Raw genomic sequence first — 13,098 nt, 5'->3', positions numbered from 1 at the left:
TAGGTTAGGTGGTAGCGTTGGTCACCTTAATGCGGTGTTGATATTTCTCGGAGGTTAAATGGTAGTTAATCATGATTGTTTGAAATGCATTATTTCAGCTTTTGTCAGCTCAGATAAAGCAGAGTTATCAATTCAAGAACTTGTTCAGGAAGAGGAAGTTAAGAAGTACCCAATTGAGGAATTAAAGTTTCATTTGAATCGTTTATCAGATGAAAGGTGGATAGTTTCCAATCGGGCAAACAACCCATATGAAATGTACGATTCCACGCATCCAGCTTGGAGTGTGAGCAATTGGAGAATGTCTGAGCTTGCTAGTCAATATTGGGAAGCGGTCAATCGTATTGCTATTTGGGAAGAGTTCAAGAGTAAGACTGCTGGGGAATCGCTGAAGTTTAGTCTTGAGTTGCTTAAGGGATACTCTAAGGCATGGATTGAAAAGAAGCTGAATGAGTCCGAAATGTAACAAACTCCTCAAGAGTGACAGTTAACCTTTGGCATTTTTGGTTCGATCGGCTTCAGTGAATACGGTGGCTTTGTATGAAAAACACACAGAAATTAATGGTGTAACAAAATGAGTAAATATACTGTTTTAAAGTTGGGTGGCACTACACAGTTTGAACGTGAGAGAGCTACTGTAGATAGCCTTATTAATAAGGGATATAAGTTCGTTTGTGAAATAGAAGCTGCTGACAGAATTGAGGCACAAAAAAAGTATTCTAAAGAGTATAAAGCAACTAATGGGGAGGTCGTTGGAGAGCTAAAAAACCCAGCAGGTTACTTGAGCGTATGCTCAACGATATTCACTATACTGTCGATTATTGGCTGTTTAATCTTAATTATCATGGGCTTTGAATCTGCTGAATCATACAGAACTCGCGAATTCGCAGTGCTCTATTTTGTAGGTGCAGGAGCGAGTTTATTGGTTACATTGCTTATTCATAGCATTAGCAAAACACTGATTTATATAGCTAATAAAATCAGTTAAAAGCGCCATAAAAACGATCAAGGTTTCAACATACTTTTCTAATCGGTGTAGTGTCTAGGGTATGCGCTAAAGCGTAAAATAGGTACGTATAGATGAATAAATATATTGTTTTTGGTAAATCTGGTGTAACTGTTCCTGTAGACGTAATGTCAGCAACAGCATCTGAAGAAATTGGCTCGTTTATGGAGCAAGGCTTCACGATTCTCAGTGATAGTTGTGAAGCTGCGAATGCGGAAGAGGCTATTGCAACTTGGGAGTCCCAATTAAAGAGTAAAGACAACTTTGAGTTTGTTAAGACCTCATCAACTAACTCTATATCTAGTGACCTCGAAATTATTGAAAACCATGGTGTAATCACAACGACTGTTGTTGCGGGTACGAACTTCCTACGTGATATTCTCGCTGGCGTTCGTGACATTGTGGGAGGACAATCAGGTACGTATAACAATAAACTTGATCAAATCAAGTCCAATGCCCTCCTTGGTCTACGAAAGCAAGCTGCAAGTAAAAGCTGCAATGCTATCGTTGGTGTTTCTATCGACGTAGATGAGGTTTCGGGTGGTGGAAAGTCAATGTTTATGGTTACTGCTATAGGCACTGCGGTTGTTGTGGAAAAACGCCAAACAAGCGTTTGAGACAGGTTCCCAACGCATGGCATTTTTCATCCAGCGTTGGGTTATGTGTTTACGGAGCAAAGGATTAGGTTCGGTGGTAGCGTTGCTCACTTAAATCAGCTAAGTTTTTGAATCCATGTTGAATTAAATACTTGAGGTAAGAATGTATAAGAATAAAGTATTGGCAGTACTTCTAATTGGTTTTTCGTTTCAAGCATTTGGAAAAATCAGCACTGAAGAAAAAATCGCAAACTGCGAAAATTATGCTGAGACTGCAAAACAAATTATGAAAGATCTTTCAATGGGTACATCTGAAGAAAAACTTAACGATTTGTACGTAACCAAAAATCCAGATTACCTTGACGGACTGAGAAACGGTAACTTTATCAAAGAAGCGATAAGTTTTAAGGCTGCCAATCAAGAACTAGATAACGTATCTAAAGAGTTTTCCGCACATATTTACGCAGACTGTTACGAATACGCCACTGGTAAGCGATCAAAGTTATAAACTTAACAAATAAGGATTAAATGTTGCGTAGCCAGTACTTAATCCCGATTGTTGAATATGCCTGATGCCTCTATATAAGTACTCTGAAATCAAGTGGAAGGTGGTGAAAAGGCATTCCATTCACGGTTTTTACTTAGAATTATTCATTCGAAACAGCCAAGTTTGGTGTCTCTCCTAACTTGGTTTTGTCCAAAAACGTGCTAGCACGATCTCAATTACCTCATCCCTTTTCTGAGGTTAACCGCTCCCGATTACATTCCACTGGTTTACTGTTTTTCCATTCGCTTTTTATGGTTAAAATGCCTTATGGTACAAACAATCGAATTATCGATACTTGCAGCCTTTGCCGTAGGTATCCCCCATTTACACGAAAAGACTGATTATGAATTTTGATATCAATGCACTGAAACACCACCAACTAGTTGAAGATGGTCAATTAGAAGGGTGTTACCTTCATCAGCCAGCACAGGGCAGCCAGCAAGACGATGACGCTGTTTTAGCAGAGCGCCAAGCGCTAGAGAAATTGGGGTATAAGGTAGTACAGGTTCAAGCCAAAGGTGGGGCAACAACCTTTGCTGAAGCGATGCAAAAGTTTGCGAAGAAAACAGGTCACCAGACCAAAGGGTAAGCGAATGGGTGTAGAGGGGCTTTCTATTACGGCTGATAGCCTTTGGATTTTAAAGCGAACACATCATAAAGCTTTTTAACAACAGCCGCTTAACTCGAATTAAAACACACCCCGTAAGTCACTAAACGGGGTTATAAGTACATGAGCTAAATCTCTGCTATAACTTTATTTATGTATGATGCAATAATCAACGAGAGCCATTGATATGTCTTGTTTTTGCCTTAATAAGACTAGGCCTATAACCGTGCCATTATTCACCTCATAAAACAGCCTAAAACCCGATTTTTTGAACTCTCTGATACTAGTGACCCCCAACCCTACAAGCTCAGAACATCTAGAATACATGTTAGGGTTATGGCTCACATTTTCTTCAAAGGCATCTAAAAGACTCTCAATCCCTTCAATGACTGATTTTTCATCATTCCATTGAGTTAGGTGATCAATCGAATCATTTAGCGAATTTTCAAATGTTTCCGTGTATTGAATTTCTACTTTATGAGTCATATTTACCTTTGTTACTTACGGGCAGCTAATCGACTTCTTAAATCTCTAGACGAAGTTACACGATCTTGAACAACATCATTTTTTGCAAAGCTAACCAGTTTCATTAGCGCAATGGCATCTTGACGTTTTTTATGGTCTTCATACGACTCAACTACATACGTAGGTTTTCCATTTTGCGTGATCGTTAGTGGTTCACTTAAAGGCAAGTTAGCCGCATTTTTTTTTAAGAAACTGACGGTTTCTACATTTGCTGTGTCCATAATCACTCACTCTGTTTGTATTTGTTGCTTTAGTTAGTTGAATGTCATCACTCATTCAATAGCTATATTGTACTACCCGATCACTACTAGTTCAAATTTAGACTTTATTTAAACTGCTCTGCACAACCAAGACTGGACTCTTACCCAAACGAGTTTCGTATTTCATGCAATGCTTAATCAAAGTTGGCTTTTTGTAAGATCTCAATGAACGTCTTAATCTTGAGGTCTTCCGCTCCCTGTTTCGCGTAGAGGCCAACGTTTCCTAGCTTAGAGTCATCAATCAGTAAGGTTTCGAAGCCTTTGTCTTTCATCCAGTCACACATTTTATGACTGTATGGCATGACAGCATCAGACATTCTTAACATATCTAAGCTCGCAAAAAGAGAGTCAACATCATAGACATCTCGCCCAACCACCTCGGTATCGCGCCCACCAGGCTGTGAATTTACGTGATCAGACAGTACAGAGTTATGTCTAGAGTGATCGGGGGTCACTTGGAGTATTGGAAACGCTAACATCTCACGCCTTAACAAGATCGGGTCTAAGTGCTTCTTCGCTAGCAATGGATGGTTAGCACGAACAAACACCGCTTCTTTGTCTCGAAAGAGTGGGTAAAACGTTACTTTGCATCTCTCATGCATCCCATAGATTTCATGGCCAACAAACAAGTCGATATCACCTTGAACCAAGTGGTGCATCAAAGACAAGTTGTTACCGAACTCTAAATGTAGCGAGCCCATTTGTTCTTGTTGCTTGTATTCCTCAACCGCCTTGCACACAAATTGTTCCCACCAAGCTTCCCCAGTACCGAGCTTCAATTTACCTGATTGGCGCTGCTGCATGTCGGTAAAGCGATGCATTAAAGACAGATGCTTTTCTTGCTGTTCTTGTGCAAACTCCCGAAACAACAACCCGTACTCGGTAAGCTCAACGCCTTTTGACTTACGAGTAAAAATAGCCACACCAACATCACTCTCTAATTTCTTGATCGCAGCGGTCAAGGAGGGCTGGCTAATATTCAGCTTTTCCGCGGCACCTTTAATACTGCCAGTATGCGCAACCATCAGAAAGTATCGGTATAGCTTGTTCATAGGATTCTCTTAGTTTGCATTCGATCACAAAATGCGAGGTTAGAAATTCAACAAATTAAACCACTGAACACAGTGTGCAGTGGATAGCACTCATGATATAGGATTTTTCTATAGAGAGCATTAGTAATGCTATTTCCCAGTGTAAGATGAAATCACTATAGTAAGGTCAATTAACTCATTAAGTGGACATTGAGATGGAACAGAAATGGTGGCATGACGCAGTGGTCTACCAAATTTACCCGCGTAGCTTTTTAGACTCGAATAATGACGGTATCGGTGACCTAAATGGAATCATCAGCAAACTCGATTACCTTAAAGAACTAGGCATTAATGTCATTTGGCTCTCTCCTGTTTATCAATCTCCAATGGACGATAACGGTTACGACATCTCCGACTACCAAGCGATTGCTGAAGAGTTTGGCACGATGGAAGAGATGAAACGCCTGATGGATGAAGCGAAAGAGCGTGACATTAAGATTGTTATGGATCTAGTGGTAAACCATACGTCAGATGAGCACCGTTGGTTCGAGCAAGCACGCTCTTCAAAAGACAATCCGTATCGAGACTATTACATTTGGCGCGATGCAAAACCGGATGGCAACGCACCGGATGACCAAGGTTCTATCTTTGGCGGAAGTGCTTGGCAGTGGGATGAACTCACACAACAATATTACTTCCATCTATTCTCGAAACGTCAGCCAGATTTGAACTGGGAAAACCCGAAGGTTCAAGAAGAAGTTCATACTATGATGAACTGGTGGATTGACCTTGGCATCGGCGGCTTCCGCTTAGATGTGATTGATCTTATTGGTAAAGAGATCGATAAAGGAATCACTGGTAACGGACCAAGGCTGCACAAGCTATTACAACAAATGAATCAGGCGACCTTTGGTAACAAGGATTTGTTAACCGTAGGAGAAACTTGGGGCGCAACACCAGAAATAGCCAAGCTATACAGTGGACAAGATAGGAATGAACTTTCTATGGTATTCCAATTTGAGCACATTACCCTGACATGGGAAAACGGTGACAAATGGAACCCGATTCCGCTTGATCTTCGAGAGTTCAAAAATGTGCTGACCAAGTGGCAGCTAGAGCTGGCTGATGGTGGTTGGAATTCCCTTTTTTGGAACAACCACGATTTGCCACGTTTGGTTTCAAAATACGGTGATGACAAACATCTCCGAGTTGAGTCAGCAAAAATGCTGGCGACGTGTTTGCACTTCTTAAAAGGCACACCTTACATTTATCAAGGTGAAGAGATTGGCATGACCAATGTCGCTTTTGACAATCTAGACCAATATAAAGATATTGAAACGCACAATTTCTATAAAGTAAAAACGGAATCGGGTGTCACTCATGAACACATGATGGACGCCATTCACGAGAACAGCCGTGACAACGCTAGAACACCAATGCATTGGAATAACCAAACTAATGCAGGCTTCTCTGACGGAACACCTTGGATTGAGCTGAATCCAAATTACCCAGAGATCAACGTCGAAAGTGCGTTGGCTGATCCAAGTTCCATATTTTATCACTACAAGACATTGATAGAGTTACGAAAAGCTCACCCAGCGATTGTCTACGGTTCATTCATTCCTGTTTTTGAAGAACACGACAAGGTTTTCGCCTACGTACGTGAGTTGGATGGTGAGCAGCTATTTGTCGTATGTAACTTCTCTGGGGAAGCGTTAACGCTTGATGTCCCTGAGCAGTATCGTACTCAAACAGCAACTTGCCTAATCCAAAACTATGGTGAGGTTTCGAGCCTCGACGCGCAACTCAACTTAGCCCCTTATGAAGCATTCGCTGTAAAGCTGTAAAGCTATGAGGTATTCGCTGTAAAGCTATAAAGCTATAAAGCTATAAAGCTATAAAGCATCAAGCTATGAAGCTATGAAGCTATAGCACCATAAGAGCTAACCCCCGAACAAAGGCAAGGTAACCCCTTGCCTTTTTCGTTGTTCTTTAGCGAAAAAACTTAACTGTCATAGCCACATATTTAGCCGACATAGCGAAATATTAGCTCCAACATAAACGTACATTTAACTCGACATATCCGTATCTTGAATCCGACATCGCATAAGCCAATATACGCAACGCTCTTCTTAGCGAGCGATAGCTAAATCACCATCAATTTGTTTGAGCCCGTCTTCACATTTCTTTTCACGTTCAACATCACAAAAGCTGCCCACTGCCTCCAAAATACTAGGCTCACCATAATGATATAGATTTTTACTATATCTCCCACCTGTTTACCTATTTCTCAAGAAGAGAGGAAATAGCTAAAATCACTCTCAGATAATAAGAACTGATAGAAGTGATTATCGTTATGGATAACCTTCTGAATATGGAATGAAACTATGAAACCTCTATTGAAAACACTGTCTATTTGTACCCTTGCTGCTCTTTTCAATGCACCGGCTTTTGCTATGGAAGAAGGTGAAATCACTATCTGGATCAATGGCGATAAAAGTTATGCCGGTCTTGCTGAAATTGGTAAACAATTCGAAGAAGATACCGGAGTGAAAATTAACGTTCAGTACCCAGATTCACTGGAAGCTAAATTCCAACAACACGCAGCAACAGGCGGCGGCCCTGACATCATTTTCTGGGCACACGACCGTTTTGGTGGCTACGCAGAATCAGGCCTACTTCACGAACTTAACCCAAGTAAAGAATTCAAAGAAAAGCTTGTCGACTTCAGTTGGGATGCGGTGACAGTCAACGGTAAAGTTGTGGGCTACCCTCTAGCAATCGAAGCACCTTCTCTAATCTACAACAAAGACCTACTTCCAAACCCACCAAAAACATGGGAAGAGCTTGCTGACATTCAGAAAGAAATGGCTAAGCAAAACAAAAAAGCCATCATGTGGGATGTGAAAAATGCGTACTTCACATGGCCGATGATTTCTGCTGGTGGTGCCTTCGCGTTTGAAAAAACAGCAACAGGCTATGACGCTAAAAGCACAGGTGTTAACAATGCAGCGGGTGTTCGCGGCCTTCAATTCTTAGTTGATATGGTAAACCAAGGGGTAGTTAACCCGAATATGGATTACTCAGTCGCAGAAGCAGAGTTCACCAATGGCAATGTGGCGATGACCATTAATGGCCCTTGGTCTTGGGGTAACTTAGACAAGCTTGGTGTTAATTATGGCGTTGCTGAACTGCCGACATTAAATGGCGGTAAAGGTAACCCATTTGTTGGAATCCTAAGTGCGGGTATCAATGCTGCGAGTCCAAATACTGATCTTGCTGTCGAGTTCTTAGAAAACTACCTATTCCAAGACGACGCTCTGAAAACCATGAATGATGACAAGCCTCTTGGCGCGGTGACACTAAAATCATTCCAAAAAATTCTTGAGAGCGATGATCGCATCAAATCAACCATGACGAATGCTGAAAACGGCGAAATCATGCCAAACATTCCGCAAATGACGGCTTACTGGTTCGCTGAAGGTGCGGCTATCGATAACGCAATGCAGGGTAAGCAAACCGTTAGAGAAGCACTAGACACAGCAGCGAAACAAATCACCAAATAACCTTTCTTTTTATTAATATCCTATTGTCCTTTGGCACAGCGCATGCTGTGCCTTTTTTGTTTTGGAAATCAAGTCGCTATGCAAATCCCTACTCTTTACCTAAAAGGTACATTCAATGGTTGGGGGTTAGACACCCCATTGTTCAAAGAGCAAGACGGCTCCTATCGAGCAAACCTATGTTTATCTACCGACCTTTACCGCTTCAAAATTTCGGATTCAGATGGCACCAAGCAATGGACACTTTCAGGGCATGAAAGTGTAGCCACTCTCTGTGAATTGGAACAAGCAATGCCGCTTATCAATACACAAGGTATTGGCAATGATCTGCTGCTCTCTCCCGCTGTCGCTGGTCAATACTCCTTGAAGGTGCAATTTGGCTCTTCGACGCCAACGATCACCGTAACCAAGGGGGAATACAATGATCTATCAACACCTCAACGTGAGCCTATTGATACTCACCTGATTGAGGCTGAGATTGAGGAGACGCTAACTCACTGGCAACACCCTGAATTTGCAATGCCACATGACCAACTGTTCCAAGAGCTCACCATCTCAGAGACACAGTCATTTCCGTTTGTGTTCGGGGATAATGTCGATGGTTACTATCATGGCGCAACCTATAGCTATGTAAACGGTGGCAAATATCGTCACCACCAAGGTTGGATACTGGGAACCTTCGCCAGCTATATCGACGGCAAGCTCAATAACAAGTTAGAGGCTAAGCGTGCCAGCCTGACGCCTTATGGTATTGAACATCACTATGATCATAACCGAGAGTCCCTGAGCCTGATTCAAGGTTCCAGACTCGTATCGCTCACGGTGTCGTCAAACAAACCGAGCGCTTTAAGCTTAATTCCAGAACTCAACATACCGACCACTCACTCTAAAGTTCATACCTCAGACTCAAACATCGTCATAGAACTCAGCCCTCAAGTTTGCCCAGACGGCTGCCCAAGGTTTGTCGCCATCGCAAGCAATCATGCTGTACATGCACGAGAGATCTCGCTAGACGCTCACCCTGAACTTCGCGACCTAGTTCAGCTCTCAGAGAGCAATACAAAACTCATGCTCACGACGTCAGATAAACAAACTGAACTTGTCGTCTACCTCGGCTTTGCTGAAACTCTTGAAACCGCTAGCTCATTGGTTAATCAAGCGATCAAAAATAACGAACACGTTCTTCACCAACAGCGGATTTATGAGTTCTTAACCAATAATTATTTGTGGACCAACGACCTTGAATACAACCAAGCCGTCATGTGGTCGCGCCTTGCAAGCCGAACCTTTGTGAGTCATGAGTTCGGCACGGGCATTTGGGCTGGATTACCTTGGTTCAAGGACTGTTGGGGCCGCGACACCTTTATCGCTTTGTCGGGCACAAGCTTGGTTAATGGGCTGTTTAGTGAAGCAAAAGAGATCATTGAAAACTTTGCGTCCATGCAGATGCTCGACGAAAATTCCACAAATTACGGCCGAATCCCGAATCGAGTGACCAGTAAAACGAACATCATTTATAACACCACCGATGGTACTCCTTGGATGATTCGTGAAGCCCTTGAGTACATCAACTACTCTGGCGATGTGGCGTTCGCTAAGGCCATTTACCCCACTCTCAAGCGTTTCATCACGGGTGTCGAAAAACATTACTTGAATAAAGATGGCTTGAGTAAAGATTGCTTGAATGAAGATTATTCGAATAAAGACAGTCTGATGGCACATCGCCACCCTGATACGTGGATGGATGCAAAAATTGATGGGATGACACCATGGTCTCCTCGCGGGCCCAAAGCCAATGACATCCAAGCTTTGTGGTTTGAAAGCTTAAACTGCGCGATTCAACTCGCTAATCTGGTGGGCGACTCTGATTCAGAAAAGAGCTGGACAATCCAAGCCGGAAAAGTGAAAGAGAGTTTCGCCACTAAGTTTTGGGATGATAAAAACCATCGCCTAGCCGATCATTTATCACAAGATGATGTGCCTGATTATAGCGTGCGCCCGAATCAGTTGATGACGATTTCAATTCCTCAGAAAAGCCAGCTTAATCAAAATGAAAGAGAGCAATACATCGTCAAGAACGCGGTAGAAACGCTATTGTTCCCATGGGGCATCTGCTCGTTGCAACAAGAGCATGTCGATTTTCATCCTTATCACGATAATCAAGCCATGTACCACAAAGACGCGGCTTATCACAACGGGACGATCTGGGGGTGGAATGCGGGCTTTACCATTACGGCGCTCAACAAGTTTAAGCAGCAAGATCTCAGTTACCAACTATCCAAAAACTTGGCAAAACAGATCCTTACACAAGGCTGTAGAGGGACAATGAGTGAGAATTTAGACGCTTTCCAAGATAGTGACCGCGACCTTATAGAATCAGGGACGTTTGCTCAAGCCTGGTCCGTTTCAGAATACGCTCGTAACGCGCAACAGGACTATTTGGGATATTGCCCACGCTTATTGGACAATCAGATACACCTAACACCAAACTTCCCAAGTTGTTGGAGCGAATTGGTGGCTTCGTTGCCTTTTGGTCAAGGAAACCAGCTACGACTGTCATTTGAATCCAAAAATGGGATTTCTCATTACAAGATTCAGTCAAATCTAGAAGATACGGTAAGTCCCGAAATCACATTGGTGCTTACGCTAGACATAAACCATGAGTCTGTTGCCGTAATCTCGACACCATTAAAACAATCGTTGGAGATCATGATCGACAGTCACCAACAACAGGTCACGGTCAACGACAAACAAGCGCAGTTTGAGATTCAACCAAAGCCAAATAACGCCATCTTACGCGATTTACAATTTGCCAAGCCCGACTTTGCAAGGCAACACAACAGCTTGATGAGCAAGGACTACTTGTTGAACAAGCGCAATAAGCAAAAATTGTCAGCAGCCAAGGACTAGCTTTGCTGATACTAAGCCTATCGCTTTATAGACGTATAAAGTGATATGGCTATAAAGCGATAAAAAAGCAGGCCTAATACACCGGTTACGAAGACAAAACGGAGTTAGGCCTTCTTTTATTGTCTAAAAATAAAGTCGATAAAATCCGGGAATCGCAACGAACAAGCTAGTTCATTGTGTTGATGACCTTGCCCTTCTTGATAAAACAGCGTCACGTTCGGCTTTTGAGTGAGTAACGTGTTCATTGCCCTTGAACCACTCAGATAAACGTCAGCAAAATCTACGCTTGCCTCTTCACGAGCTTCATTCGTTCCCATATCCATATATATTTTCGTTGGAGACAGAAAGCTAAACTCTTTCATATACTCGAAGTATGAGGGTTTATTGAACCAAAACGCCGGAGAGAAAACCCCAAGCACGCCAAAGGTATTCTGGTACAGTGAGCCACCATATAAGCTAATTAGTCCGCCCATTGAACTGCCAGCAAGGTACGTAAACTCTCGGATCGGCTTTGTTCTGTATGTTTGGTCGATATAAGGCTTCAATGTATGACAGATAAACGCCATGTATTCGTCCCCTTCACCACCAAATTTAAGTAGCTCATCACCAACACCCAACTCTTTTATCTCTTGGTTAGCGCGCCAAGGCGAATACTCATTGTAACGCTCCATGCCATCAAGCTCATGACTGCTGTCGATGGCGACAACAATTAACCCGAATAACTTACCGAGCCTTTGCATCTCATCGAGTGTCGTTTGTGCATCCCAACACATCCCATACGTCGCTGTAGACTTCTCAAAGACATTCTGCCCATCATGCATGTATAAGACAGGATAAGCGTGCTCTGCTTGGTGATACCCCGCAGGAAGGTAAATGCGGAGCGTTCGAGTTCGATTCAACTGTGGAATAAAGAACTCATCGATAATAATCAATTCAGATTGCATAACGACCTCTAAACTTGAAGTGTCTATAAATTCAGATATAAAAAACGCCCCTTTAAAGGAGCGTTCTATCTTTATCTCTATCTCTATCTCTATCTCTATCTAAGCGACTAAGATACTAGGCTGCTAAGCCATTAAGCCCACTAATCTATTAAACTAACTAACTAACTAACAAGCGAACAAGCGAACAAGCGAACAAGCTATTTTGCGTTGACGGCTCGCACAAAAGCTTCTTGTGCACCTTCAACATTAAGTGCCTTCGCTTCATCTAACAAACCTAAAGCTTTCGGTATATCACCTGACTTCACCGCATTTTGTATAGCAGACAAATAGAAGTCTTTTGTCTCTTGCTGCACACGTATCTGCGTGTCTGCTTTCTTCGGTGCAACAGCAGTCGGTGTTGTTGCAGTTGCTGCCAGAGCGGCAGGGGCAGCAACAGCAGCGACTGGCGCTACGGCAGGTTTAGCACGGTAAGGGCGAAGTTTTAAAGTTTTAATTTCTAACTCTAAACGACCACCTAATTGATTGGTGTATACCGGATCGGTGACCATAGGCATCACCTCACCAAATTCTTTCGCTCTCACCTTTGCTGGGTGATCAACTTTCACCTTATTGCCAAGCTCATCAGCAGGCGTGTAGATAACAATATAAGGTGTCTTGCTCGCATCAATACGCAAGCGCTCAATGTAACTCGTGCGAGTAAAAGCGTCGGATGCCTGAACCTTAAAGTCTTCAAACTTCAATGTTTGCACTGGCTTAAAGTTTTCATCTAGAAGCATAGCTTCTGGAGCAAAAACTGAATCATCGATCATCAAGCTCGATAGCTTAACGACCATCTCACCTGAGCGCTCGCTGAACTTGAACGCTGCAAAGTGGCTATTGCCTGTTGTAAATGTACCGACGGGTGATCCCAAGTCGATATCAAATTTTAAATCTTCATTATCATTCAATTGTGCGTATGGGAACTGCGAAAAATCGCTGCAGCATACTTCTGCATTGGTAGGTGCATCGAGTTTAGTTTGAACCTGAGCATCGGAAGCACAACCGCTTAGCAAGGCACCTAGTACCACGGCTAACATAGAGCTTTTATTTGTCATTGTAATCTCTCTCACTAT

The 13,098-nt window shown here is 42.7% G+C and carries 13 protein-coding genes; 8 read left to right on the top strand and 5 right to left on the bottom strand.

The window, feature by feature from the left end:
• Positions 1 to 58: 58 nt before the first annotated feature.
• From OCV30_RS17830 to OCV30_RS17810, 5 genes are all read left to right on the top strand, one after another.
• Entirely contained in the window at positions 59 to 463 is a 405-nt protein-coding gene (locus tag OCV30_RS17830; RefSeq protein WP_065679242.1) for a DUF2513 domain-containing protein, read from the top strand.
• Between the two features lie 108 nt (positions 464 to 571).
• Positions 572 to 985: a hypothetical protein gene (locus OCV30_RS17825; protein ID WP_065679241.1), complete on the top strand. Its 414-nt coding sequence runs from the start codon at positions 572 to 574 to the stop codon at positions 983 to 985.
• A 92-nt stretch (positions 986 to 1,077) separates the two neighbouring features.
• Positions 1,078 to 1,620, top strand: a complete 543-nt coding sequence (locus OCV30_RS17820; protein WP_083994603.1) for a YbjQ family protein — start codon at positions 1,078 to 1,080, stop codon at positions 1,618 to 1,620.
• Between the two features lie 142 nt (positions 1,621 to 1,762).
• Positions 1,763 to 2,107 (top strand): hypothetical protein, encoded by a 345-nt coding sequence (locus OCV30_RS17815; RefSeq protein WP_065679240.1) that lies wholly within the window; start codon positions 1,763 to 1,765, stop codon positions 2,105 to 2,107.
• A gap of 382 nt (positions 2,108 to 2,489) precedes the next feature.
• Positions 2,490 to 2,735: a response regulator gene (locus OCV30_RS17810; RefSeq protein ID WP_065679239.1), complete on the top strand. Its 246-nt coding sequence runs from the start codon at positions 2,490 to 2,492 to the stop codon at positions 2,733 to 2,735.
• A 165-nt stretch (positions 2,736 to 2,900) separates the two neighbouring features.
• Here the strand turns inward: OCV30_RS17810 and OCV30_RS17805 are convergent, their stop codons facing one another.
• The 3 genes from OCV30_RS17805 to OCV30_RS17795 all read right to left on the bottom strand — a co-directional run bounded on the left by OCV30_RS17805 (position 2,901) and on the right by OCV30_RS17795 (position 4,590).
• Complete coding sequence (locus OCV30_RS17805; RefSeq protein WP_065679238.1) at positions 2,901 to 3,239, bottom strand: type II toxin-antitoxin system RelE/ParE family toxin; 339 nt, start codon at positions 3,237 to 3,239, stop codon at positions 2,901 to 2,903.
• Positions 3,240 to 3,250: 11 nt separating this feature from the next.
• A complete protein-coding gene (locus tag OCV30_RS17800; protein WP_009845862.1) occupies positions 3,251 to 3,499 on the bottom strand; it encodes a prevent-host-death protein in 249 nt (82 codons plus the stop codon).
• 173 nt (positions 3,500 to 3,672) lie between these two features.
• Entirely contained in the window at positions 3,673 to 4,590 is a 918-nt protein-coding gene (locus OCV30_RS17795; protein ID WP_065679237.1) for a LysR family transcriptional regulator, read from the bottom strand.
• A 194-nt stretch (positions 4,591 to 4,784) separates the two neighbouring features.
• Between OCV30_RS17795 and OCV30_RS17790 the strand changes: the two genes are divergently transcribed.
• From OCV30_RS17790 to OCV30_RS17780, 3 genes are all read left to right on the top strand, one after another.
• The gene (locus tag OCV30_RS17790) at positions 4,785 to 6,416 is read left to right on the top strand and encodes a glycoside hydrolase family 13 protein (RefSeq protein ID WP_065679236.1); all 1,632 of its coding nucleotides are present in this window, start codon (positions 4,785 to 4,787) and stop codon (positions 6,414 to 6,416) included.
• Between the two features lie 540 nt (positions 6,417 to 6,956).
• Positions 6,957 to 8,135, top strand: coding sequence for a maltose/maltodextrin ABC transporter substrate-binding protein MalE (gene malE / locus OCV30_RS17785; protein ID WP_009845865.1), 1,179 nt, complete (start codon positions 6,957 to 6,959; stop codon positions 8,133 to 8,135).
• 30 nt (positions 8,136 to 8,165) lie between these two features.
• On the top strand, positions 8,166 to 11,042 hold the full coding sequence (locus OCV30_RS17780; RefSeq protein ID WP_065679235.1) for an amylo-alpha-1,6-glucosidase: 2,877 nt from the start codon (positions 8,166 to 8,168) through the stop codon (positions 11,040 to 11,042).
• A 116-nt stretch (positions 11,043 to 11,158) separates the two neighbouring features.
• Here the strand turns inward: OCV30_RS17780 and OCV30_RS17775 are convergent, their stop codons facing one another.
• Positions 11,159 to 11,986: an alpha/beta hydrolase gene (locus tag OCV30_RS17775; RefSeq protein ID WP_065679234.1), complete on the bottom strand. Its 828-nt coding sequence runs from the start codon at positions 11,984 to 11,986 to the stop codon at positions 11,159 to 11,161.
• Between the two features lie 197 nt (positions 11,987 to 12,183).
• Complete coding sequence (locus OCV30_RS17770; protein WP_083994602.1) at positions 12,184 to 13,080, bottom strand: MalM family protein; 897 nt, start codon at positions 13,078 to 13,080, stop codon at positions 12,184 to 12,186.
• Between the last annotated feature and the right edge of the window lie 18 nt (positions 13,081 to 13,098).

Origin of the sequence: Vibrio atlanticus (assembly GCF_024347315.1) — a bacterium.
GTDB lineage: Bacteria > Pseudomonadota > Gammaproteobacteria > Enterobacterales > Vibrionaceae > Vibrio > Vibrio atlanticus.
This window is presented reverse-complemented; position numbering and strand designations above follow the sequence as displayed.